Genomic DNA, 24279 nt, shown 5'->3' on the forward strand with positions numbered 1-24279 from the left:
TGACTGCCCGCTGGGCTAGGCTGAAGCCGGACTTTCCGCCGAGCCACCACCGCCGAGCCACCACCGCCGAGCCACTAAGGATCACCCCATGGGATTCACCGAAATCTTTGTGTCCACCCACGATGAAGCCCTCAAGCGCGCCGCCGCCCTCGACGGCGGGGGCGCCGCGGCGCCGGCGGCCGTCCGGATCCCGGACATCAGCGACTTCGAAGTCGAGCGCCTCGGCGACCTGGCCGGGACCGCCGTCCATGCCGCCGGCGCCGACTACGAGCTCGCGATGGTGGACGTGGCCAGCGACTCCCTGCTCGGCGTCCCGGCCGCCATGGTCCGGGCCCTCGCCGAGCTGCTCACCTACGAAACCGAGGGCGACGGCAACGTCCTGGAGGACGTGGCCGGGAGCTGGGCGGCCGAGGAGGACATGCCCTTCGGTGCGGACCAGGCCCGGAGCTATGTCCGGCAGCTCGCCGAGCTCGCCGCCGACGTGGACCCCGCCACCAAGTCCGGGCTCTACGTCTGGACGTCCTGAGTCCGGACGTCCTGAGTCCGGACGGGTTCCGCGCCGCTAAAATGGAGGGCATTCAGCACGTTGTGCACGTGTCAAGTCGAAATCCCGGCGCTGATCTGGCACAATAAACAGGTACTCGATCTGCGTGGCCCCTCTCTCCGCGTCCGGATCTTGTCCTTAAGAACCCCCTAGTACGGCCCGCCCCACGGGTGCAGAACGCCGGGCTCGACCCCGTTTCAGAAACAGGAGTGACCACAAAAGTGGCCGTAAAGATTCGCCTTAAGCGCTTTGGTAAGATGCGCGCACCGTACTACCGCATCGTCGTCATGGACGCACGCTCCAAGCGTGATGGCCGTGCCATCGAAGAGATCGGCAAGTACCACCCAACCGAAGAGCCCTCGTACATCGAGGTCGACACGGACCGCGCCCAGTACTGGCTCGGCGTCGGCGCACAGCCGTCCGAGCAGGTTGCCGCGATCCTTAAGATCACCGGTGACTGGCAGAAGTTCAAGGGGCTCCCCGGCCAGGAGGGAACCTTGAAGACCAAGGCTCCCAAGGCTGCCTTCATTACCCCGGAAAAGGGTTCCGTGATCATCCCGGAAGCCATCACCAAGAAGGCCAAGAAGGACGACGCTGCCGAGGCTCCCGCCGACGCCGCCGACGCCGCCGAAGCAGAGACCACCGAGGCAGAGTAAATTGCTGGCAGAAGCGCTCGAACACCTTGTCCGCGGGATCGTTGACAGTCCTGAGGACGTCAAGGTCAGTGCGAAGAACAACCGCCGAGGGGACACCCTCGAGGTGCGCGTTCATCAGGACGACCTCGGACGGGTGATCGGCCGGCAGGGCCGGACCGCACGCGCATTGCGCACTGTGGTTGCGGCGCTGGCGGATGGCGAGCCGGTCAGGGTCGACGTCGTCGACACCGACCGCCGCCGCTAACGCGTTCAGCAATACTCGTCTTTAGGCCGGCCCCTTCACCAGATAATGGTGGAGGGGCCGGCCTGTTTTCCGCGGCAGAACTGTCCAGAACCAGCGGCAAGAACCCAGCGGCAAGAACCCAGCAAAAAAGAATCCAGCAGTAAGAATCCGGAACAGAGGAACAGATGCAGCTTCAGGTGGCACGAATCGGCAAACCCCACGGCATCCGCGGAGAAGTGACCGTCCAGGTGCTGACCGACGCGCCCGGCGACCGCTTCGTTCCTGGCACACAGCTCACCGTGGAGCCCGCCTCGGCCGGACCGCTCACCGTGCTGAGCGCCCGCTGGAACAAGGACATCCTGCTGCTGGCCTTCGAGGAGATCGAGACCCGCAATCAGGCCGAAACGCTCCGCGGCGCCAAGCTCTTCATCGAGACCGAAGAACTCGACGAAGACGACGACGAGGGCTGGTATGAGCACGAGCTCGTCGGTCTGGACGTCCGGGTGGGCGACAAGGTTGTCGGCAAGGTCTCCGGGCTTAACACCCTCCCCGTCCAGGACCTGCTGGTCGTGACCGCGACGGACGGCAAGGAAATCCTGATCCCGTTCGTGGAGCAGATCGTCCCCGAGGTGAATGTGGGCGAGAAGTTCGTGCTGGTCACCCCGCCGCCCGGGCTCTTTGAGATCAACGCCGAGGAGACCGGCGAAGCTGCCGGCAGCGCCGAAACCGGAGACAACGCGTAGATGAGGATCGACGTCGTCAGCATCTTCCCGGAGTATTTGGCACCCCTGGAACTGTCACTGATCGGGAAGGCCCGTCAGGACGGGCTGCTTGACCTGCGGGTCCATGACCTGCGGGACTTCACCACGGACCGGCACCGGACCGTGGATGACACCCCGTACGGCGGCGGAGCCGGCATGGTCATGAAGCCCGAGCCCTGGGCGCAGGCGCTGGCCGCCGTGGCGGCCGAGCGTCCCGAGGCCGCCGGCAAGCCGGTGCTGATCGTCCCGTCACCGGCGGGGGAGCGGTTCACGCAGGCGACCGCCCACGAACTCGCAGGCGAAGACCAGCTGGTCTTCGCCTGCGGCCGCTACGAGGGCATCGACGAACGCGTCATGGAATGGGCGGCGGAGCACTTCACGGTGCGGCCCATGAGCCTGGGCGACTATGTCCTCAACGGCGGCGAAGTGGCCGTGCTGGCCATGGTGGAGGCCATCGGGCGGCTCCTTCCCGGCGTCGTCGGCAACCCCGAGTCCCTCGTCGAGGAATCCCATTCCGACGGGCTGCTGGAATACCCCGTCTACACCAAGCCCTCCAGCTGGCGGGACCGCGAGGTTCCGGCGGTTCTGCTCAGCGGCAACCACGGAAAGATCGCCCAGTGGCGCCGGCACGAGCAGTACCGGCGCACCGCGGAGCGCCGCCCGGACCTGCTCGCGGAGTTCGATGCCGGCACGCTGCCCCGCGCGGACCGCACGGCATTCGCGGACCTGGGGTACGACGTCGTCGACGGCCGCCTCAGGCGCCGCCGCGACGCCGGCGGCGGGCAAAACTAGCCGCCGGGCGGACAGCAGGGGCCTGGGGATTGGCTCGAACGCCCCGCGTATGGCAAAATTAGTCCTTGTGCCTGCTGGGTACGAACCTGCCACAGGGGGATCGTTACCAACAGCCTGGCACCCCGGCCCTGTCAATTCCTGACGGAGCCGGACTGAAAACTTTCGGCGGGAAATTCCGGGCCGCAATTTTGCACCCGGGCTTGGCCGCCGTGACCCAAAGTGAATGACCCGTGGCGTTCACCAGGAGTGGATCAATGCATATCCTCGATTCCGTAGATGCAGCCTCGCTGCGCACCGATGTTCCGACGTTCCGCGCGGGTGACACCCTCAAGGTTCACGTGAACATCATCGAAGGCAAGAACTCCCGTGTCCAGGTATTCCAGGGCTTCGTCCTGGGCCGCCACGGCGATGGCCTTCGCGAAACCTTCACCATCCGCAAGGTATCCTTCGGCGTTGGCGTGGAGCGTACCTTCCCGGTGCACTCCCCGATCATCGACAAGATCGAGCTCGTCTCCAAGGGTGACGTGCGCCGCGCGAAGCTGTACTACATGCGTGATCTGCGCGGCAAGGCCGCGAAGATCAAGGAAAAGCGCGACTTCCAGACCAAGAAGTAAGTCCTTCCGGACTTCCACCGCGGGTCCACGGACCGTATCCGGCCAGCGCCGGAGCTATCCGCAACAGCGCCATTGGATTCAGCACAGCGCCACAGGATACGGATCATGGAACAGACAAAACGCCAGCCCAGGAAACTTGGCTGGCGTTTTGCGTTGCTGGCGCTGGTGCTCGCCGTGGCCATCAGCGGAGTGGTCCGCTCGCTCTGGCTGGACGTCTACTTCATCCCCTCCGCATCCATGGAGCCGCTCCTGCGCTCGGGGGACAGGATCCTTGTTTCCCGAACCGATTTCCGGGCCCAACCGCTGCGCCGGGGCGACGTCGTGGTATTCGACGGCCGCGGCTCCTTCGCTCCGCTGAACAGCGGCAAGGGCCCAGTGGTGGACTTCGTCTCCGAAGCCGGCCGCTGGCTTGGCCTGACGGGGAGCGACACCACGTACGTCAAGCGCGTGATCGGGCTGCCGGGGGACCACGTGGTGTGCTGTGACGCCGGCGGCCGGCTCACAGTCAACGGCCAGCAACTTGCGGAACCCTATCTGTATGCGGGCGATGCCCCAAGTGAGCTGGCGTTCAGCGCGATCGTCCCGGCCGGACGGCTCTGGCTTATGGGGGACCACCGTTCCATGTCGGCCGACTCCCGAAGCCTCCTGGGCGCCCCCGGCGGTGGCATGGTGCCGCTGGAGCGCGTCATCGGCAGGCCGGTACAGATCATCTGGCCGCTTGATAGATTTGCAGCAGTAGCGCGGCCCGACCAGGCCGCCATCACGACGACGACGACGAACGGACAGTAGATGCCCGAGACCGAACCCCGGACTCCTGATCCGCGGGGGCAGGACCAGCCCCGGGTTACCTCCTCAGCGATCCCCGCCTTCGAGCACCAGGCCGGGCCTGAGCACCCGACCACCCAGCTGCCGCAGGCCCGGGCTACGGGTGCCGAGGCTTCCGCTCCGGCATCAGACGAGGCTTCCCGGGTGACCCCCGGCGAGGAAGCCGCGGCGGCTTCCGGCAAGGCATCGCCGGCCGGTTCAACGCAGGCGGGTTCATCGCCCGTCGGTTCATCACCGTCCGCGCCCCCGTCTGCCGGGCCGGCCCATGCCGCTGCTTCGTCACGACGCGCAAAAAAGGCCAAGGCCCGTGAAGGGCGCAGCCCGCTCTTCCTGTGGCTGAAGGAAGTCGCCACCGTCGTCGTCGTGGCCATTGTGCTGTCCTTCCTCATCAAGACCTTCCTCTTCCGGGCCTTCTACATCCCGTCCGAATCGATGGTCAACACCCTGGATGTGAACGACCGCATCTTCGTGAACCTCCTCGTTCCGGAGCCCATTGCGCTCGAACGCGGCGATGTTGTGGTGTTCAAGGACACCAAGGGGTGGCTGGTCCCCGCCGCTGAGAAGGCGAAGGGGCCCTTCACCTGGGTGCAGGACGGACTGACGTTTGTCGGCCTGCTGCCGGACAACTCGGAGCAGCACCTCGTCAAGCGCGTCATCGGGGTGCCCGGCGATCACGTCGTCTGCTGCGACGCCGGCGGCCGGCTCACCGTCAACGGCGCGCCGCTGGACGAGAACTACATCAACGCCGCGGAAGCGCCGCAGGCCCGTGACTTCGACGTCGTGGTGCCGGCAGGCAAAGTCTGGGTCATGGGGGACAACCGCAACCACTCCGCGGATTCCCGCGCCCATCTGGACGCCAACGGCGGCTTCGTGGACGAGGCCGATATCGAGGGCAGGGCCGCCGTCATCGCCTGGCCGTTGAACAGGATCTCCGCCCTGGACAACTATCCGGACGTCTTCCGCAGCGTGCCTGACCCGGCTGGAAAGTAGGGCCGGACGCGATGTCCGAAGCTCCCACCCTCGACTATGAACGCCGCTTCCGCAGCTCCGGCGCCCGGCTGCTCGCCGGCATCGACGAGGTCGGCCGCGGAGCCCTCGCCGGTCCTGTGAGCGTGGGGATCGCCGTCGTGGACCTGCAGGAGCAGGGGCTCCTCGCGGACGTGCGGGACAGCAAGCTGCTCAAGGTCGCGGACCGCGAACGGCTCGTGCCGCTGGTCCGGGACTGGAGCGTCGCGTCAGCCGTCGGGCACGCCTCGGCGGGCGAGATCGACGCCCTCGGCATCATGGGGGCCCTCCGGCTCGCCGGAACCCGGGCCTGGCTGGCGGTGCTCGCCGCCGGTGTCACCCCCGACGTCGTGCTGCTGGACGGCAGCCACAACTGGCTCTCACCCGCGGCCCAGGCCTCGCTGTTCGACGACGAACCGGCGGAGCGCGGTTGTGAGGCGCCGGTGCATACGCTCGTCAAAGCCGATATGCAGTGCCTGAGCGTCGCCGCGGCCAGCATCCTGGCCAAGGTGGAACGCGACCGGATGATGTGTGAGCTGCACACTGAGTACCCGGCGTTCGGCTGGCACGAGAACAAGGGCTACGGCACCGCCGCGCACAAGGACGCGCTCCGCGCCGCCGGGCCCACGCCGTACCACCGGGTCAGCTGGCAGCTGCTGTAGGTCTGCGCTCTGATCCGGCCCTTGCCGCAGGCCCTGTGGGGCGTCCTGTGGCGCGCCATGTGGCGCGCGGCCGGCGCCGGATGGTGCAAGATGGAACCATGAGTGCCGAGGACCTTGAAAACTATGAGACCGACATGGAGCTCCAGCTCTACCGCGAATACCGTGACGTCGTCGGGCTGTTCAGCTATGTGGTCGAGACCGAGCGGCGTTTCTACCTTGCCAACCACGTTGACCTGCAGGCCCGCAGCGCCGACGGCGAGGTCTACTTCGATCTGACGCTTCAGGACGCCTGGGTGTGGGATGTCTACCGCTCGGCCCGCTTCGTCAAGAGCGTCCGCGTGATCACCTTCAAGGACGTCAACGTCGAGGAACTGCCGCGCAGCGAGGAGCTCGCCCTGCCTAAGGTCGAGGACCTGGGCAACTGACGGCGGGGAATCGCTAAGCCTAGTCGAGCTCCGGGACTTTCCCACATAGCGAGGTGACCCCCTGTGCCGCCTGGCTGTGGCGCCGCACGCTGGTGTCATGAGAGCAAAGGACGTGCTTGGCCGCCGCGGGGAGGAACTCGCAGCGGATTACCTGGAAGCCCAGGGCATGCGGATCGTGGACCGCAACTGGCGCTGCCCCGAGGGCGAGATCGACATTGTGGCGCTCGACGGTGACGCCCTGGTCATTGCGGAAGTGAAGACCCGGAAGTCCCTCGCCTACGGGCATCCCTTCGAAGCCGTGGGCGTGGACAAACTCGCCCGGCTCCACCGCCTGGCGACCGCCTGGTGCCGCGACCACGAGCTGCGGATGCCGCTGCGCCGGGTGGACGTGATCGCTGTGCTCGACGACGGCATCGGCGGCCCGGCCATCGAACACCTCAAGGGGGTGGGGTAGGTGGCCCTGGGCCGGACGTACTCCGTGGCCCTGGTGGGGCTCAACGGCTACATTGTCGAAGTCGAGGCGGACATCGGCCAGACGCTGCCGGCGTTCGTGATCCTGGGCCTCCCGGACGCTTCGCTGAATGAGGCCAAAGAGCGGATCCGCTCCGCGGCCCAGAACTCGGGTATTCCGCTCAGCCGCCGGAAGATCACGGCCAATCTCATTCCGGCGTCGCTGCCCAAACGCGGCTCCGGTTTCGACCTCGCCATCGCCATGGCGGTGCTGCTGGCTGCCAACGACATCCGTTCCACCGGGCGGGCGGTCTTCATCGCCGAACTCGGCCTCGACGGCAGGCTGAGGCCCGTGCGCGGCATTCTCCCGGCGGTCATGGCGGCGGTGCGGTCCGGCTACCCGGACGTCGTGGTGGCGCAGGCCAACGTCGCCGAGGCCGAACTCGTCCCCGGCGCACGGGTCCAGGGTTACGCGACGCTGGCCCGGCTAGCGTTCGACTTCGGGGCCGATCCGCAGGATCTGGCCCTCGACTTCGAACCCGAGCCGGAGGACCCTGACGACGCCGGAGGAGCCGATGCGGTGGGCGCCCTGACGCCCGACATGTGCGACGTCTCCGGCCAGGCCGAGGCCCGGCGCGCCCTCGAAGTTGCCGCCGCCGGTGCCCACCACGTCCTGCTGACGGGTCCGCCGGGAGCCGGCAAAACGATGCTCGCGGAGCGGCTCCCGGGTCTGCTGCCGGACCTGGGCGATACGGAGGCCATGGAAGTGACCGCCATCCATTCCCTGTGTTCGCTGACCTCGGCTTCCGTGCAGCTGCTTCGCCGGCCGCCCTATGAGAACCCGCACCACACAGCCACCGCAGCAGCCATCATCGGGGGCGGATCAGGGCTGCCCAGGCCCGGAGCGGCGTCCCGGGCCCATCGTGGCGTGCTGTTCCTTGACGAGGCTCCGGAGTATGAGCGGCGGGTCCTTGACGCCCTCCGGCAGCCGCTGGAGAGCGGAGAGCTGGTCATTCACCGTTCGGCAGGCACGGCGGCCTATCCTGCCCGTTTCCAGCTCGTCCTCGCAGCGAACCCGTGTCCCTGCGGCAAGGCATCGGGCAAGGGTGTGGACTGCACCTGCACGCCCACCATGCGGCGCCGCTACCTGGCCCGCATGTCCGGCCCGCTGCTGGACAGGGTGGATATCCAGCTGGAGGTGGAGCGGGTGTCCCTGGCCGACTTCGGCCAGCCGGGCGCCGAGGAGGGCACGGCCACCATCGCGGAGCGCGTCCGGGCAGCACGGAACCGCCAGCTGGCCAGGCTGCTTCCGCTCGGGATGGAAACCAACTCACAGGTACCCGGACGCGTGCTGCGCGGGCCCCTCAGGCTCGCGGCCGGGACCACCCGCATCCTGGACCATGCCCTCGAGCGCAGTGTGCTGACGGCCCGCGGCTACGACCGCGTACTTCGCCTGGCCTGGACCCTGGCGGATCTGTCCCGCCGGGACACGCCGGACGCGGACGACGTCGGGCAGGCGCTCGGCCTTCGGCAGGCCGCCGTAGCCGCCGCGTGAGAATGCCCGGCACGAATCCGAACGAGCCCTCCGAACCTGTCAGCCATGCGAAAGGACACCACCTTGAGAGACGACGAAAGGACCGCCCGTGCCGCGCTGTCCCGCCTGTTCGAGCCCCAGGACGCCGCAGGGCTCGCCCTCGTGCAGGTCGTGGGAGCCGGAGGACGCCCTGAGGATCGCCACGGGCGAGCTGGTCGCCGGTCAGGGCCTGGAACGGCAGATTGCCGGGGCGCTGGAAGCTAGCGGCTCCGGCGGCGGCTGGGCGGGCCTGGGCGAGGCCCTGAAGCGCTGGGCGCCGCGCGTTCCGGATCTGGCGCCGGCACGGGATCTGGCGACGATGCAGCGGCTCGGCGGCCGGATGATCATCCCCGCCGATGAGCTGTGGCCCCGGCAGCTGGCGGACCTCGGCCTGCAGGAACCCCTGTGCCTCTGGTGGCGCGGCGTCGAGCAGGAACTGCCCCCGGCTGCCACATCCCTTGCCTTGGTGGGGTCCCGCGACAGCACCTCCTACGGCGCATCCGTGACGGGCGATCTTGCCTACTCGCTGGCTCAGCGCGGCTTCACCATCGTCTCCGGCGGCGCTTACGGAATCGACGCCCACGCCCACCGGGCCGCCCTGGCAGGCGGCGCCGGCGGCATGCCCACCATCGCCGTCATGGCCGGGGGAGTGGACCGATTCTACCCCTCCGGGAACGAGGACCTGCTCCGGGCCGTCGCCAACCACGGGGCGGTGCTTGCCGAGGTCCCGCCGGGCTCCGCGCCCACCCGCTACCGGTTCCTGCAGCGGAACCGCCTCATTGCGGCGCTGGCATCGGTCACGGTGGTCGTCGAGGCCCGGTGGAGGTCGGGGGCACTCAATACCGCCCACCATGCCGAAAGCCTGGGCCGGGCCGTGGGCGCCGTCCCCGGTTCAATCCACAGCGCCAATTCCGACGGCTGCCACCGGCTCCTCCGCGAGGGCGGGGCCGTCTGCGTCACCGATGCCGGGGAGATCGCCGAGCTTGCCTCCCCGAGCGGCGACTCCCTGCCCGAGGACAAGATCGGCCGGGTGGAGGCTCATGACGGCCTGACCCTGGAGGACCTGATTTTGCTGGATGCGCTTCCGCTGCGGACCACCAGCTCGGTCGAGAAGCTTGCAGCGGTGGCCGGCCTGAGCCCGGACTCGATCCGGGCCGGGCTCGGCCGGCTTGGGCTGCTGGGTCTGGCCGAGTCCCACAGCGGCGGCTGGAAGCGCTCCGGGAAGGGAGGATGACGCGTGTTCATCTACACCCACGGCTCGCCGTCCGGCTCCTTGATTGCCTCGCGAATACTGCGAGAGTAGGAAGGTGTCTACACAGGATCTTCCGGCCGCACTGGCCAGCGCAGCCCAGGCCTTCAGCCGTTACCTGGAGGCGGAGCGGGGCCGGTCGGCCCACACGGTGCGTGCCTACCTCTCGGATGTCGGAAGCCTGCTGGCGCATGCCGCGACGGAGGGGGTCGAGGACCTCGCCGGGCTGGAGCTCGGGACCCTGCGACGCTGGCTCGGCTCCCAGAGCGAATCGGGCATGTCCCGTGCCACCCTGGCCCGCCGCTCCGCCACGGCCCGGGCATTCACAGCCTGGGCCGTCCGCGAAGAGCTGATCGAGGCCGACCCCGCGCTGCGGCTCAGGGCCCCGAAGCGGGAGAAGTCGCTGCCCGGGGTCCTGCACCAGCAACAGGTGCTTCGGCTCGTCGAGGGGGCAGAGTCCGCCGCCGCCGACGGCGCGCCGCTGGCCCTGCGCAACCGCGCCATGGTCGAGCTGCTCTACGCCACCGGTGTCCGGGTCGGCGAGCTGGCCGGGATGGATGTGGACGATCTCGATCCGGACCGCAGGACCCTGCGTGTGCTCGGCAAGGGCAACAAGGAACGGACGGTGCCCTACGGGCTGCCGGCGGCGCTCGCCGTCGACGACTGGCTCCGCCGCGGCCGACCGGCCCTGGCCACGGAGACCTGCGGCCCGGCGCTGTTCCTGGGCACGCGCGGCAAAAGGGTCGATCAGCGCCAGGTCCGCAGCGTGGTCAAGGAGATGCTGGCGGCCCTGGGGGACACTGCCGCCACCGGGCCCCACGCCCTGCGCCACTCGGCCGCGACCCATCTGCTCGACGGCGGGGCGGACCTCCGCGCGGTGCAGGAAATCCTGGGTCACAGCAGCCTGGCCACCACCCAGATCTACACCCACGTCTCCGTTGAGAGGCTCCGACAGAGCTACCAGCAGGCGCACCCGCGGGCCTGAAAACCGGCCCTTCCGGCCCCGCCGGTCGGCATCCGGAAACCGCCACGGCGCGCCGGGAAAGACGCGCCGAATTGCACTGGCGTAATTAGAAGACGTACGGCAGAATAAGACTCACGCCCGGGAAGTTTCAAGTTGTGGTTGAAGCTAGAGTGCTTCACGCCCCAGCTTGAAACCCGGCTGTATATTAGTAGTCTGAAAGAGACCGCCGGCACCAATTCGGATCCGCGCAACAGACAGACATCCAGGCAGAGGTCGTTGGGGAAGACGTACCTACAGCTATGGAGGATGGAATGTCTGTTGCACTGACCCGCGGTGTGTTGTTCGTTCACTCGGCCCCGACGGCCCTGTGCCCCCACGTTGAGTGGGCCATAGGATCTGTCGTGGACAAGCGGACGGACTTGGAGTGGACTGCTCAGCCCGCTGCGCCCGGAATGTTCCGGGCCGAGCTGTCGTGGACGGGAAACCCGGGCACGGGGGCTCAATTGGCGTCCGCTTTGCGAGGCTGGGCGCACCTGCGCTATGAAGTCACGGAAGAGCCCAGCCAGGGTGTCGACGGCGGCCGCTGGTCCCACACTCCGGAACTTGGCATCTTCCACGCCACCACCGACGTCCACGGCAACATCATGGTCTCCGAGGACCGCATCCGCTACGCCTATGAATCCGGCGCCGGCGACCCTTCCGCGGTCTACCACGAGCTCTCCCTCGCCCTCGGCGAAGCCTGGGACGAGGAGCTCGAGCCCTTCCGGCACGCCGCCGAAGGCGCCCCCGTGCGCTGGCTGCACCAGGTCGGCTGAGGCACCATACCCGCAGCACCTCCATAGTCTCTCGCGCCAAATGACAGATGGCGGCAATGTTCACTGGGAACATTGCCGCCATCTGTCCTCTCGGCGTGGCCGCCCTACGCCGCCATACGTGGGCGCCCTACGGGGACGGAGAAGCTACACGCTGCGGACGGCGATGACGGCGTTGTGGCCGCCGAAGCCGAAGGAGTTGCTCAGCGCCGCGATGCTTCCGGACGGCAGGTCGCGGGCGGTCGTGACGACGTCGAGCGGGATCTCCGGATCCTGGTTCTCCAGGTTGATGGTCACCGGTGCCTTGCGCTCGTACACGGCCAGGACGGTCAGTACCGCTTCCACGGCACCGGAGGCGCCAAGCAGGTGGCCCATCTGGGACTTTGTGGCCGAGACGGCGACGCTTTCTACATGCTTGCCGAGGGCCGCCTTGAGGGCCGTGTACTCGGGCTTATCGCCGACGGGGGTGGAGGTGGCGTGTGCGTTGACGTGCACGATGTCCTCGGCCTGGATGCGGCCGTCGAACATGGCCGCCTTCAGCGCGCGGGTGGCGCCGAGTCCCTCGGGGTCCGGGGCCGTGATGTGGTAGGCGTCGGCCGTGACCGAGGTGCCGGCGAGTTCTGCGTAGATCCGGGCGCCGCGGGCCAGGGCGTGCTCCTCGGCTTCGATCACCAGGGCGCCGGCGCCTTCGCCCATGACGAAACCGTCGCGGTCCCGGTCGTAGGGACGGGAGGCGTGCTCGGGGTCATCGTTCCGGCGCGAGAGTGCCTGCATGGAGGCGAACGCGGCGATCGGCATTGGGTGGATGGCGGCTTCTGCGCCGCCGCAGACGACGACGTCGGCCTTGCCGGAGCGGATCAGTTCCAGGCCCATGTGGACGGCTTCGGTGCCGGAGGCGCAGGCGGAGACGGGGGTGTGGGCGCCGGCGCGGGCGCCCAGGTCGAGGCTGACGGCTGCCGCGACGCCGTTGGGCATCAGCATGGGCACGGTCATGGGCAGGACACGGCGGGGGCCCTTTTCACGCAGGGTGTCCCACGCGTCCAGGAGGGTCCAGACGCCGCCGATGCCGGTGGCGAAGGCCACGGCCAGGCGGTCGTGGTCGATCTCCGTGATGCCGGAGTCGGCCCAGGCCTCGCGGGCCGCGACGACGCCGAACTGTGTGGACGGGTCCATGCGCTTGGCTTCGACCCGGCTGAGGACCTCGAGGGCGGGGGTGGAGGCGCGTGCAGCGAAGTGGACGGGCAGTTCGTACTTGGCCACCCAGTCGTCCTCGAGCGTGTGCGCGCCGGAGACGCCCTTCAGCGCGTTCTTCCACATCGTGGGGACATCGCCGCCAATGGGTGTGGTGGCACCCAGACCGGTAATGACTACTTTGCGTGCCATGGGATCACTCTCTGTCGGTGCGCCTGCCGTGTCCGGATTTGGGTGCCCGGGGCCTGCGTTGGAAAACTCTTCGGTCTTGCGGACTGGGTCACGCAGACTGTGTGTCGTGCGGACTTGTTCGAGCGGACTGAATCCTGCGGACTCGAGTCCCGCAGGTTCAGGTCATGCCAAAGTGATCCGGTCCGGGGCGCTGCAGCAGCGCCCCGGACCGGCCACCGGGTTCAGCCGTTGCCGGCAGGAGCCGGGACTAGGCCTGGGCGTCGGCGATGAAGCTGACGGCGTCGCCGACGGTCTTGAGGTTCTTGACCTCTTCGTCCGGGATGCGGACGCCGAACTTCTCTTCGGCGTTGACCACGATCGTCATCATCGAGATGGAGTCGATGTCCAGGTCCTCGGTGAAGGACTTGTCCAGCTCGACAGCTTCCGGTGCCAGGCCCGTCTCTTCGTTGACGATTTCAGCCAGGCCGGCCAGGATCTCTTCGTTGCTAGCCATTGATGGCTCCTTTTCTTGTTATTGCCATCGGCTGCCGGTGGAGTGCCGGCAGTCTCGGGCGGAAATGATTCAAACCGAGGGTTCGGCTTGGTGTGGGAATGCGTGCTGTTTAGAACGTATTCAGTTCGGGGGAGAGCGGCGGGTGCTTACGGAAGCACGATCACCTGGGCACCGAAGACCAGTCCGGCTCCGAAGCCGATCTGCAGTGCCAGTCCGCCGCTGAGCTCGGGGTTTTCCTCGAGCAGGCGGTGGGTGGCCAGGGGGATGGAGGCAGCCGAGGTGTTGCCGGCGTCTGCGATGTCGCGGGCGATCTTGACCGTCTCCGGCAGCTTCAGCTTCTTCGCCATCTCGTCGATGATCCGCATGTTGGCCTGGTGCGGGATGAAGGCGGCGAGGTCTTCGGCCGTGATACCGGCAGCGTCCAGGGCCTGCTGGGCCACTTTGGCCATTTCCCACACGGCCCAGCGGAAGACGGTCTGGCCGTCCTGGCGGAGTGTGGGCCAGAGGGCGGCGTCGGTCACGGTGGCTTCTTCCTCGCTGAGGCCGCTGCCCCGGTTCCCGGTGGTGGCAAGTTCGCGGAGGTCCAACATCGAGTGCGTCATGCCGATCGCATCCCACTTGCTGCCGTCCGAGCCCCACACCGAGGGGCCGATTCCGGGGGTGTCGGAGGGGCCGATCACGACGGCGCCGGCGCCGTCGCCCAGCAGGAAGGAGATGGTGCGCTCGGTGTTGTCGATGACGTCGGAAAGCTTTTCCGCACCGACCACGAGGACATAGTCGGCCGCGCCGGAGCGGACGAGGGCGTCGCCCTGGGCGATGCCGTAGCAGTAGCCGGCGCAGGCGGCTGAGATGTCGAACGCCGGTGCCGGCGTCGCGCCCAGGCGGTCAGCCAGGCTGGCGGCGGCGGAGGGGGTCGCGTAGGGGTGCGTGACCGTGGAGACGATGACGGCGCCGAGCTGGGAAGCCTCGATGCCGGCCTTCTGCAGGGCCTCGCGGGCGGCGCCTTCGGCCATGTCGATCACGCTGACGTCGGCGGGGGCGCGGTGCCGGGTGATGATGCCGGTGCGCTGGCGGATCCATTCGTCGGAGGAGTCGATCCACTGGCACACGTCCTCGTTGGTGACGATGACGCTGGGCCGGTAGGCACCGATCCCCATGATCCGGGTGTTCTCCTGCACGGGCGCCTGCTTCAGAGTGGGAATGCTCATGCCCCTCCCTCCAGTTCTGCAAATAGAGCCAGGGCCGCGGAGAGGTCGTCCGGGGTCTTGACGGTGACGGTCTTGACGCCGGGCATGCCGCGCTTGGCGAGGCCTGCCAGCGTTCCGGCCGGGGCCAGTTCGATCACGCCGGTCACGCCGCGCTGCACCAGGGTGTCCATGCAGAGGTCCCAGCGGACCGGGCGGGAAACCTGGGCAATCAGGCTGTCGACGGCGGCGCCGCCGTCGGTGACTTCCGCGCCGTCGAAGTTGGACAGCAGCGGAACCTGCGGGTTCCGCGGGCGGAGCGAGGGCCGGAGGGCCTGCAGGGCCGCGACGGCAGGGGACATGTGCGCGGTGTGGAAGGCGCCCGCAACCTTCAGCGGGATCACCCGGGCCTTCGCCGGCGGGTTCTCCGCGAGGGCCTTGAGCTGCTCCAGGGTCCCGGCGGCAACGGTCTGGCCGGCGCCGTTGACGTTGGCGGCGGTGGCGCCGCACCCCTCAATGGCGGCGAGGACCTCGGCAGGGTCTCCGCCCACGACGGCGCTCATGCCGGTGGGGGTCGCGGCAGCGGCGGCGGCCATGCTGTTCGCGCGTTCCCGGACAAACGTCATGGCTTCGTTTTCCGTCAGGACGCCGGCGAGGGCCGAGGCCGTGATTTCTCCGACGGAGTGCCCGGCGAGGATCACCGGAAGCGTGCCGAGTTCGACGTCGAACAGGGACTTGGCGGCCACCAGGCCGGCGGCGACGATCAAGGGCTGCGCAACGGCGGTGTCCTTGATGGTCTCTTCATCGGAGGTGGTGCCGTGGGCGGTGAGGTCGATACCTGCGATTTCGCTGAGGGAGGCCAGATGGCCTGCGACGGGAGGCAGTTCTAGCCAGGGGGCCAGAAAACCTGGGGTCTGGGAGCCCTGTCCAGGGCAAACGATTGCAAGCACGTAACCAGCTTTCCAAATTACCGCGTGATTATCGGTGTATTCATGCACCAAGCTCACTGGGTCAGTTTGTAGGAAGTCTACAACGGTTCAGGAGTTGTTACGGGACGGCTGGCGCTCCGCGGCGGGCTTCGGCGGGGCCGAGAGACGCCCCACGACGAGGGCTGTCTGGAGCACGAATGCCTCCCGCGGGAGGAGCGGATCCCAGCCCGTGACGTCACAGACACGCTTGAGCCGGTAGCGCACGGTGTTGGCGTGGACGAAGAGTTCGCGGGCCGTCGCTTCGAGCGAATGGCCCAGTTCCAGGTAGGTGCCCAGCGTTTCCACGAGCCCGTTGGAGGCGGCCAGCAGGGGCCGGTAGATGTTTTTGACTAGGGAGCGCCGGGCGGCGTCGTCACCGGAGATCACCCGCTCGGGCAGGAGGTCATCGGCCGCCACCGGGCGCGGCGCCGAGGGCCAGGCACGGGCCGCCGTCAGCCCCGCGAAGGCGGACTGGGCGGAGCCGCTGGCCTCGAGCAGGGAGCCCGCCTCGGGCCCGTAGACCACCGGACCGGGCGCGAACAGTTCGCTGAGCTTCAGGTACGCCGTCTCGCGGTCATGGACCCCGCCGAGGATGAGGATGAGCCTGTCGCCCTGGATGCCCACGAGGGCGTCCTCGGCGAAGCGCCCGGCCGTGCGGCGCAGCTCACTGACGTAGCTGGCGCTCGGTTCTGACGGGGAATTTCCCACCATTACCGTGAAGCGTTCCTGTGCTTTCCAGCCCAGGGCAGCGATCCGGGACCGCAGCGCGTCGGTGTTTTCGCCGCGCAGGATGGCATCGACAATGAGCGCCTCCAGCCGCGTGTCCCAGGACCCCCGGGACTCCGCGGCGCGGGCGTAGACGTCCGCGGCGGCGAAGGCGACCTCCCGCGAGTAGCGCAGTACGGCCTCACGCAGGGCCGCCTGGTCCGCCTCGGGGGCGATCACCGGCACCTGGTCCTCGACCACTTCCACGACGATCCGGATGAGCTGGAGGGCCTTCTGCAGGCTGATGGAGCGGGTGAGTTCGGTGGGCGCGGTGCCGAAGACGTCGGACAGGATCCACGACGGCGAGCTGGGACGCTCGTACCAGGTGACGAATGCGGCGATACCGTTCTGGGCCACCATGCCCAGGGCCGAGCGTTCGTCCGAGTTCAGCCGGCTATACCAGGGCAGGGACTTCTCCAGCTGACGCAGCGTCGTCGTCGACAGCTGGCCCACGCTGGCCCGGAGCTTCTTGAGGGTCTCGGCCTTCTCCGGAGTCATCGCCCTCGAGGGCGGCTTGCGTTTTGGGGGAGTGGTGATCGGCTCTGCCATGCATCGAGCATACGGTGCCCGCCGCCGAAGCTCCATTTGTGCAAAGGCTACAACAGCCCTTGTCCTGAATCACAGTGCTGCGTCACCGTTGCGCCGCGGTCGCAAGGCGGCGTCCGGCGTGACGATTAAACGCCGACGGCGGCCCCACCTTCCGGTGGGAACCGCCGTCGTTCTGGCCTGATCCTGGCTTAGGAGTCGCCGCCCGCGTTGCCGGTGGTGCCGGCATTGACGTTGTGCAGGCGGTACTTCTCGATAGCCTTCGCCGGGGCCTGGGCATCAACTTCGCCGCGGCGGGCCAGCATCTCCAGGGAACGGACCACGACCGAGTGGATGTCGTTCTTGAAGAAGCGGCGGGCGGCGGCGCGGGTGTCCGAGAAGCCGAAGCCGTCCGCGCCGAGCGAGGCGAACTGGTGCGGGAGGAACTGCCGGATCTGGTCCGGGACGGCCTTCATGTAGTCGGTGACCGCCACGATCGGCCCGGTGGCGCCGGCGAGCTGCTGGGCCACGAACGGAACGCGGGCGGGCTGGCCCGGGTTCAGGAAGGCCTCCTCCTCGGCGGCCATGGCGTCGCGGCGCAGTTCGGTCCAGGACGTCACGGACCAGACGTCCGCGGAGACGTCCCAGTCCTCGGCGAGGATCCGCTGGGCTTCCAGGGCCCAGGGGACGGACACACCGGAGGCGAGGATCTGCGTGCGGGGGCCATCGATCTTGGCCGGCGCGAGCAGGTAAATGCCCTTGATGATGCCCTCGACGTCGAGCTCCGCGGGTACCGGGGGCTGCACGATCGGCTCGTTGTAGACCGTGATGTAGTACATCACGTTCCGTGCCGGGTCGTTGTCGGCGAGGCCGGGGCCATACATGCGGTTGAGGCCGTCGCGCATAATCACGCCGATCTCATAGCCGTACGCCGGGTCGTAGGTGACGACGGCCGGGTTGGTGGAAGCCAGCAGGGGCGAGTGCCCGTCCGCGTGCTGCAGGCCCTCGCCGGTCAGCGTGGTGCGGCCCGCGGTGGCGCCGATGATGAACCCGCGGGTCATCTGGTCCGCCGCGGCCCAGAAGGAGTCCCCGGTGCGCTGGAACCCGAACATCGAGTAGAAGACGTAAATGGGGATCAGCGGTTCGCCGTGGGTGGCGTAGGAGGTGCCCGCGGCGGTGAAGGCCGCGACGGAACCGGCCTCGTTGATGCCGGCGTGCACGATCTGGCCGGAAATGGATTCCTTGTACGCCAGGACGAGGTCGCGGTCCACGGAGAGGTAGTTCTGGCCGTTCGGGTTGTAGATCTTCGCGGTCGGGAAGAACGCATCCATGCCGAAGGTGCGGGCCTCATCAGGGATGATCGGCACGATCCTCTTGCCGAACTCCTTGTCCCGCATGAGGTCCTTGAGGAGCCGCACGAATGCCATGGTGGTGGCGGCCTGCTGCTTGCCGGACCCGCGGTTGGCGACCTCGTAGACCTTGTCATCCGGGAGGGTGATCTCGGTGTGCTTGGAGCGGCGCTCGGGGACGAAGCCGCCAAGTTCGCGGCGGCGCTCCATCAGGTACTGGATCTCGGGGGCGTCCATGCCGGGGTGGTAGTACGGGGGCCGGTAGAGGTCGGCCTCGAGCTGCTCGTCCGTGACCGGGATGCGCAGGTGGTCGCGGAAGGCCTTCAGGTCCGCGAGGGTGAGCTTCTTCATCTGGTGCGTGGCGTTGCGGCCCTCGAAGTGGGTGCCCAGGCCGTAGCCCTTGACGGTGTGCGCCAGGATGACGGTCGGCTTGCCCTTGAACTCGGTGGCGGCCTTGTACGCGGCGTAGACCTTGTTGTAGTCGTGGCCGCCGCGCTTGAGGTTCCAGATCTGGTCGTCGGACAGGTCCTGGACCATTTCCTTGGTCTGCGGGGTCTGGCCGAAGAAGTGCTCGCGGACGAACGCGCCGGATTCGGCCTTGTACGTCTGGTAGTCGCCGTCGACGGTCTCGTTCATGATCTTCACCAGCGAGCCGTCGTGGTCCTTATCCAGGAGGTCGTCCCACTCGCGGCCCCAGACGACCTTGATGACGTTCCAGCCGGCGCCGCGGAAGAAGGCCTCGAGTTCCTGCATGATCTTGCCGTTGCCGCGGACCGGCCCGTCGAGGCGCTGGAGGTTGCAGTTGATGACGAAGTTGAGGTTGTCGAGCTTGTCGTTCGCGGCGAGCTGGAGCAGGCCGCGGGATTCGGGCTCGTCCATTTCGCCGTCACCCAGGAACGCCCAGACCTGCTGGTCGCTGGTGTCCTTGAGGCCGCGGTTTTCCAGGTACCGGTTGGACTGCGCCTGGTAGATGGCGTTCATCGGCCCGATCCCCATCGACACCGTGGGGAATTCCCAGAACTCCGGCATCAGCCGCGGGTGCGGGTAGGAGGACAGGGCGTGGCCTTCCTTGGACTTCTCCTGCCGGAAGCCATCCAGGTCCTCCTCGCTCAGCCGGCCCTCCATGAACGCGCGGGCGTACATGCCGGGGGAGGCGTGGCCCTGGAAGAAGACCTGGTCGCCGCCGCCGGGGTGGTCCTTGCCGCGGAAGAAATGGTTGAAGCCGACCTCGTACAGGGTCGCGGCGCCGGCGTAGGTGGAGATGTGCCCGCCGACGCCGATATCCGCCCGCTGCGCCCGGTGCACCATCACCGCGGCGTTCCAGCGCAGCCAGGCCCGGTACTTCCGCTCGATCTCCTCATCGCCGGGGAACGGCGCCTCCTGGTCCACGGGGATCGTGTTGACGTAGTCCGTGGTGGTCACCATCGGAACACCCACGCTCTGCGCGCCGGCCCGCTGGAGCAGACTGCGCATGATGTACCGGGCACGTTCGGTGCCCTGTTCCTGAATCAGGGTATCCAGGGACTCGATCCATTCGGCGGTCTCTTCCGGATCACGATCAGGCAGCTGGTTTGTCAACCCGCTGAGGATATGGGAGGTATCTTCTCCTGCAGCCACGTCCAACCTCTCTTTGAGCGCATTCATCGGCACCCTCAGCTCCGGCAGGGTAGCTGCCTGGCGTGAACGCGACGTGTGCGACGTATCGGTTACAACAGCCCGGTCATGTGCGCCGGGCAAGGTCCAATCACAACTATGCCTGCCTGTATCAGCGGAGCGGTCGCCCTTGCGGACGTAGTCGTCATCAGCCACTCTATCTGTGACAGCAGGCGGATGCGTAGCTGTCGCATGGGGGTCCTGCCGTATTTCACGGGCATACTGGTTGTGTGACGAAGAGCCGCCCGGCGGACCTCGGATCACCGCGTGTGACGCAGAATATGGCGGATCGCGGTGCCAACAGCTTGAAGCGGAGGCGCAAAGGGTGTTGGCTTGGAGTAATGGAAATCACTAGAGACATTGAAATCACCAAGCATAGGAGCAACACGTGAGCGAGGCCGACGCCGCCACTTCGGTAAATGTGGCGGAAAAACTGGGTTTCAAAAATGGGGATCTGATTCAGGAATTCGGTTATGACGACGACGTCGACTTCGATTTGCGTGACGACATCGAAGATCTCACGGGTTCGGAACTTCTCGACGAGGACGACCACGAGGTAGTCGATGCCGCCATTCTCTGGTGGAGGGCCGGCGACGGAGACCTCGTTGACACCCTTGTTGACTCGCTGACCACCCTGACCGAGGGCGGCGTTGTCTGGGTCCTGACCCCTAAGTCCGGCCGGGTCGGCTACGTGTCTCCGGCGGACATCCAGGATGCCGCACCCACGGCAGGACTGCACTACACGACCTCTGCGGGCGTTTCCAAGGACTGGAGCGCCACGCGCCTGGTCACCCGGAAGAACAAGTGACCCAGGCGGTCCAGCAAGCCGGCGCCCGTCCGGCCGGCGTTGCAACGGCCGTTGGCGAGCCGGCTCCGGCCTTCGAACTGGCAAACCAGTTCGGCGAAACCGTGAGGCTCTCGGACTTCCGGGGCCGCAACGTCGTCGTCGTGTTCTACCCGTTCGCCTTTTCCGGTATCTGTACCGGTGAACTGTGCGAAATCAGGGACAATCTGGCGCTCTTCGAAGACGCCGACGCGGCCGTGCTGGCGGTGTCGGTGGACAGCAAGTTCGCCCAGCGGGCCTATGCGGAGAAGGAAGGCTACAGCTTTGATCTGCTGGCCGACTTCTGGCCGCACGGCGCCGTGGCTGAACGGTACGGCGTGTTTGACGCGCGGAGCGGCATGGCGATGCGCGGCACGTTCATCATCGATGCGGCCGGAATCGTGCGCTACGTGGTGGTGAATCCCCGCGGCCAGGCCCGCGATCTTGCCGAATACCGCGCCGCGCTGGCGGGCCTCGGCCGGAGCTGAACCTGTGAGGCAGCGGCGCCCCGGAATCGGCATGACTGGCTTTGCCAGCCTGCCCCCGGTCGCTGCGGCCAGACCTGCGGGCGACGAGCTTGAGGCGCTGCGGGAGATCCGCGGTGTCCTTGCCGGTGAGCAGTTTGCCCTGCTGACCGGAGCCGGCCTGAGCACGGATTCCGGTATCCCGGATTACCGCGGGCCCGACGCCGCGCCCAGGGCCCCGATGACCTACCAGGAATTCATCGGTGAGCCGGGGAACCGGCAGCGCTACTGGGCCCGCAACCACATCGGCTGGTCGCATATGCGCCGGGCGGACCCGAACGAGGGCCACGCCGCTGCCGCCAGGCTGGAACACCGCGGGCTGCTCACTGGACTCATCACGCAGAACGTGGACCGCCTCCACGAGGACGCCGGCAGCGTCAATGTGGTGGATCTGCACGGCCGGTTCGACCAGGTGGTCTGCCTCGACTGCCACCGCCGCTACAGCCGTGGCCTGCTGGCCGGTGTGCTGGAAGAGCTCAACCCCGGATTCCTGGAGCGCGCCCTGGCCGCCGGGGTGGTCGAGATGGCTCCCGACGCCGATGCCACCGTCGAGGACTCCGGACTCATCGAAAGCTTCGTCGTGGCGCGCTGTCCCGCCTGCGGGGGCACACTGAAGCCCGATTTCGTGTACTTCGGGGAAAACGTACCGAAGGACCGCGTGGAGCGCTCGTACGCCATGGTGGATGAGGCCGGTGCGCTCGTTGTCGCGGGGTCCTCCCTCACGGTGATGAGCGGCCTGCGTTTTGTCCGCCACGCGGCCAAGCAGGGCAAGGCCGTGGTCATCATCAACAGGGGACACACCCGCGGGGACGAGCTGGCCATGATCAAACTCGACGCCGGCGTCAGCGGGGCCCTGACCTGGCTCGCCGCGGAGTTGCCGCCGCTGTGAGGCCGCGGTGAGTCCGCTGGGCTCCGTTGTCCGTGGGCTCGGCGCTGCCTGCCCGCCGATTGGCGTTCCGCCCGGTGCATCCGGTACAGTAGCTGTTCGTTGGTTGAAGCGCTGAGGCGCAGAAACCGCGGTTTGGGTCTTTAGCTCAGCTGGTAGAGCGCCACGTTTACACCGTGGATGTCATCGGTTCGATCCCGGTAGGACCCACCAAGGAAAACCCCGTCGTTCCAGGCCGAAAGGCCGGCACGGCGGGGTTTTTCGTGCGGAAGTGACTGCGGACACCGGGGCGGTGTGCGCAGTATCTGTACTTTTCTCGCCCAGGGTCCGCAAGCAGTTTGGCTGGCCGCGGGTCCTGGATCGCGTGCCCTGAATACTGCCTGGCGGCAGCGAATCCGACGCCGCGTTGGGGTGGTCACTAAACCGTCAGACCCCTCTGGCAGAGTTTAGTTATGGAAGCCGTCAGGGATTTCATTCCCTTCCACGACACGGCCCGGGGCACAGACCGCGACACAGCCCCGGCCCAGCCTGGCGTGGACAGCGCCCTGGCCTTGCTTCAAGCACTGAGCTCGACGGCGGTGCAGGACGCGGCGCTCTGGGCCTTCCGCGCCGCCGCGGACTTCGCAGGCCGGTGGAAGAGCTCTCGCGGACGGTGGAGTATCTGCAGATCGTGGCGGCGGGGGCCGTGGACCGGACCAGGAAACAGTCCGCGGCAGCGGCAGCAGCCACCCGCATCACGGACAGCACCTCGTGGACGACCGGCTGGCGGGACACCTCGAGCTCCGGCACCGGCGCTGGAACTGGAAACAAACCCGGGCCCGCGGATACGTCCAGTGCGGTGGATTCCTCGCTGGCTGTGGACGACGGCTACCGGAACTCCACGGAGTTCCTGCGGGCGCGGCTGCGGATCAGCGCCACGGAGGCCCGGCGCCGGCTGTCCCTGGCCGAAAGCCTCCTGCCGCGCCACGGCATCGCCGGCCAGCCACAACCGGCGGTGCACGAGGAGCTCGGCGCGGCCCTTGCCGCCGGAGAGCTGGGTTCCCGGGCCGCCACGATCATCGCCCTGGCGCTGGACCGCGTCCGGCATGCCTATGACGCCGACGCCGCGGCCCGGATGGAACACGCCCTGACGCGCACCGCCGCGGAGAACGATCCCGACTTCCTCGTCCAGGTCGCACGGCGGTGGACCGACGCCTTGGACCAGGACGGCGCCGAACCCTCCGAAGAGCTGCTGCGCCAGCTGCAGGGCGCCTTCGTCCGCCGGACCCGCCACGGCCTCCACCACGTCGAGATCTTCGCGACCACGGACCAGTTCGAACACCTCCTCACCGTCATGAACACCGCCGCCAACCCCCGCACCGGCACGGCGGCGCCGGATGTGCCCGCCGACGGGCAGGACCGGGCCGCCGGCACGTCAGCTTGCACGTCAGCTTGCACGTCAGCCGTCACGTCCGGCGATACGTCAGGTGGGATCGCTGGGGTGAGCGGCGGGGCCGAAAGCGGGCCCGGCTCCGCGGGATTGGACCTCCGTTCCCGGCCGCAGAAACTCCTCGACGGCCTCGTCGGGGCCTGCAAGGCCGCCCTCGCCGCCGGCTCGCTGCCCGCCGCCGGCGGACTGCGCCCGCAGGTCATGGTCACCATCGACTACCGGGACCTGCTCGCCCGGCTGGGACACACAGACGGAACGGCGGCAGGCGACACTGCCGCCGCGGGCCGGACACCGGAGCACACCGGCACGCTGCTGTTCACCGGGCCCGTCACAGCCTCCACGGTCCGGAAGATCGCCTGCGACGCGGACATCATCCCGGTCCTCCTCGGCGGCGAACGCCAGATCCTGGACATCGGCCGGACCTCCCGGATCTTCCCGCCGCACATCCGCAAGGCCATCACGGCACGGGACCAGGGCTGCGCCTTCCCCGGCTGCACGCTCCCCGCACCGTGGTGCGAAGCCCACCACATCAGCTACTGGTCCCGCGGCGGGACCACCAGCACGGATAACGGCACCCTCCTGTGCAGCCACCACCATCACCTGATCCACAAGGAACAATGGAGCATCCAGATCCGGACCGGGATCCCGTGGTTCATCCCGCCACCGCACCTGGACCCGCGCCAGGAACCCCGAAGAAACCACTACTTCAGGCCTTCCGCCCTCGTGACCGCCGGGTGAGTGC

At 67.9% G+C, this 24279-nt stretch carries 24 protein-coding genes, 1 tRNA gene and 1 pseudogene; 20 read left to right on the forward strand and 6 right to left on the reverse strand.

Translation table 11 applies throughout. From position 1 onward, the window contains the following. Positions 1-88 precede the first annotated feature (88 nt). The 15 genes and pseudogenes from ACQCSY_RS17925 to ACQCSY_RS17995 all read left to right on the forward strand — a co-directional run bounded on the left by ACQCSY_RS17925 (position 89) and on the right by ACQCSY_RS17995 (position 11558). The gene (locus ACQCSY_RS17925; RefSeq protein ID WP_427130868.1) at positions 89-526 is read left to right on the forward strand and encodes a hypothetical protein; all 438 of its coding nucleotides are present in this window, start codon (positions 89-91) and stop codon (positions 524-526) included. A gap of 239 nt (positions 527-765) precedes the next feature. Beyond that, positions 766-1200 (forward strand): 30S ribosomal protein S16, encoded by a 435-nt coding sequence (gene rpsP / locus ACQCSY_RS17930; protein ID WP_427130870.1) that lies wholly within the window; start codon positions 766-768, stop codon positions 1198-1200. Position 1201: 1 nt separating this feature from the next. Then, positions 1202-1444, forward strand: coding sequence for an RNA-binding protein (locus tag ACQCSY_RS17935; protein ID WP_056426755.1), 243 nt, complete (start codon positions 1202-1204; stop codon positions 1442-1444). 164 nt (positions 1445-1608) lie between these two features. Continuing rightward, positions 1609-2166, forward strand: coding sequence for a ribosome maturation factor RimM (gene rimM, locus ACQCSY_RS17940; RefSeq protein WP_427130872.1), 558 nt, complete (start codon positions 1609-1611; stop codon positions 2164-2166). Then, complete coding sequence (trmD, locus tag ACQCSY_RS17945) at positions 2167-2976, forward strand: tRNA (guanosine(37)-N1)-methyltransferase TrmD (protein ID WP_427130873.1); 810 nt, start codon at positions 2167-2169, stop codon at positions 2974-2976. It begins immediately after the preceding gene. A 254-nt stretch (positions 2977-3230) separates the two neighbouring features. Then, entirely contained in the window at positions 3231-3590 is a 360-nt protein-coding gene (rplS, locus tag ACQCSY_RS17950; RefSeq protein WP_354190518.1) for a 50S ribosomal protein L19, read from the forward strand. A gap of 105 nt (positions 3591-3695) precedes the next feature. Continuing rightward, positions 3696-4379: a signal peptidase I gene (gene lepB / locus ACQCSY_RS17955; protein WP_427130875.1), complete on the forward strand. Its 684-nt coding sequence runs from the start codon at positions 3696-3698 to the stop codon at positions 4377-4379. After that, positions 4380-5405, forward strand: a complete 1026-nt coding sequence (gene lepB, locus ACQCSY_RS17960) for a signal peptidase I (RefSeq protein WP_427130877.1) — start codon at positions 4380-4382, stop codon at positions 5403-5405. An 11-nt stretch (positions 5406-5416) separates the two neighbouring features. Continuing rightward, the gene (locus ACQCSY_RS17965) at positions 5417-6082 is read left to right on the forward strand and encodes a ribonuclease HII (protein WP_427130879.1); all 666 of its coding nucleotides are present in this window, start codon (positions 5417-5419) and stop codon (positions 6080-6082) included. Between the two features lie 98 nt (positions 6083-6180). Further along, positions 6181-6507 (forward strand): DUF2469 domain-containing protein, encoded by a 327-nt coding sequence (locus ACQCSY_RS17970; RefSeq protein WP_018773443.1) that lies wholly within the window; start codon positions 6181-6183, stop codon positions 6505-6507. Positions 6508-6604: 97 nt separating this feature from the next. Beyond that, positions 6605-6961 (forward strand): YraN family protein, encoded by a 357-nt coding sequence (locus ACQCSY_RS17975; RefSeq protein ID WP_427130881.1) that lies wholly within the window; start codon positions 6605-6607, stop codon positions 6959-6961. After that, positions 6962-8512 carry a YifB family Mg chelatase-like AAA ATPase gene (locus tag ACQCSY_RS17980; RefSeq protein ID WP_427130883.1) on the forward strand — a complete coding sequence of 517 codons (1551 nt, stop codon included), beginning with the start codon at positions 6962-6964 and terminating at the stop codon, positions 8510-8512. 45 nt (positions 8513-8557) lie between these two features. Next, positions 8558-9764: pseudogene (gene dprA / locus ACQCSY_RS17985) on the forward strand (DNA-processing protein DprA). 73 nt (positions 9765-9837) lie between these two features. Continuing rightward, positions 9838-10764, forward strand: coding sequence for a tyrosine recombinase XerC (locus ACQCSY_RS17990; RefSeq protein ID WP_427130885.1), 927 nt, complete (start codon positions 9838-9840; stop codon positions 10762-10764). 290 nt (positions 10765-11054) lie between these two features. Further along, positions 11055-11558: a DUF3145 domain-containing protein gene (locus ACQCSY_RS17995; RefSeq protein ID WP_427130886.1), complete on the forward strand. Its 504-nt coding sequence runs from the start codon at positions 11055-11057 to the stop codon at positions 11556-11558. Positions 11559-11702: 144 nt separating this feature from the next. On the opposite strand, the gene fabF is transcribed toward ACQCSY_RS17995, so the two are convergent. The 6 genes from fabF to aceE form a co-directional block, all read right to left on the reverse strand. Further along, positions 11703-12938 carry a beta-ketoacyl-ACP synthase II gene (gene fabF / locus ACQCSY_RS18000; RefSeq protein ID WP_427130888.1) on the reverse strand — a complete coding sequence of 412 codons (1236 nt, stop codon included), beginning with the start codon at positions 12936-12938 and terminating at the stop codon, positions 11703-11705. Positions 12939-13185: 247 nt separating this feature from the next. Further along, positions 13186-13431, reverse strand: a complete 246-nt coding sequence (locus tag ACQCSY_RS18005) for an acyl carrier protein (RefSeq protein WP_427130890.1) — start codon at positions 13429-13431, stop codon at positions 13186-13188. A gap of 146 nt (positions 13432-13577) precedes the next feature. Beyond that, entirely contained in the window at positions 13578-14639 is a 1062-nt protein-coding gene (locus tag ACQCSY_RS18010) for a beta-ketoacyl-ACP synthase III (RefSeq protein ID WP_427130892.1), read from the reverse strand. Further along, entirely contained in the window at positions 14636-15565 is a 930-nt protein-coding gene (locus ACQCSY_RS18015) for an ACP S-malonyltransferase (protein ID WP_427130894.1), read from the reverse strand. Before ACQCSY_RS18015 ends, ACQCSY_RS18010 begins: the two co-directional genes overlap by 4 nt. 87 nt (positions 15566-15652) lie before the next feature. After that, complete coding sequence (locus ACQCSY_RS18020) at positions 15653-16897, reverse strand: PucR family transcriptional regulator (protein WP_427130896.1); 1245 nt, start codon at positions 16895-16897, stop codon at positions 15653-15655. A 188-nt stretch (positions 16898-17085) separates the two neighbouring features. After that, on the reverse strand, positions 17086-19866 hold the full coding sequence (gene aceE, locus ACQCSY_RS18025; RefSeq protein WP_427130898.1) for a pyruvate dehydrogenase (acetyl-transferring), homodimeric type: 2781 nt from the start codon (positions 19864-19866) through the stop codon (positions 17086-17088). A gap of 397 nt (positions 19867-20263) precedes the next feature. On the opposite strand from aceE, the gene ACQCSY_RS18030 reads away from it, so the two are divergent. The 5 genes from ACQCSY_RS18030 (at position 20264) to ACQCSY_RS18050 (ending at position 24275) form a co-directional block, all read left to right on the forward strand. Next, on the forward strand, positions 20264-20683 hold the full coding sequence (locus ACQCSY_RS18030; protein ID WP_427130900.1) for a DUF3052 domain-containing protein: 420 nt from the start codon (positions 20264-20266) through the stop codon (positions 20681-20683). Continuing rightward, positions 20680-21186 carry a peroxiredoxin gene (locus ACQCSY_RS18035; protein ID WP_427130902.1) on the forward strand — a complete coding sequence of 169 codons (507 nt, stop codon included), beginning with the start codon at positions 20680-20682 and terminating at the stop codon, positions 21184-21186. Before ACQCSY_RS18030 ends, ACQCSY_RS18035 begins: the two co-directional genes overlap by 4 nt. Before the next feature lie 31 nt (positions 21187-21217). Beyond that, a complete protein-coding gene (locus tag ACQCSY_RS18040; RefSeq protein ID WP_427130904.1) occupies positions 21218-22111 on the forward strand; it encodes an NAD-dependent protein deacetylase in 894 nt (297 codons plus the stop codon). Positions 22112-22245: 134 nt separating this feature from the next. After that, positions 22246-22321, forward strand: a tRNA-Val gene (locus tag ACQCSY_RS18045). 418 nt (positions 22322-22739) lie between these two features. Continuing rightward, on the forward strand, positions 22740-24275 hold the full coding sequence (locus tag ACQCSY_RS18050) for a DUF222 domain-containing protein (RefSeq protein WP_427130906.1): 1536 nt from the start codon (positions 22740-22742) through the stop codon (positions 24273-24275). The last annotated feature ends 4 nt before the right edge of the window (positions 24276-24279 follow it).

Origin of the sequence: Pseudarthrobacter sp. S9 (genome assembly GCF_050156545.1) — a bacterium.
Taxonomy (GTDB): Bacteria; Actinomycetota; Actinomycetes; order Actinomycetales; family Micrococcaceae; genus Arthrobacter.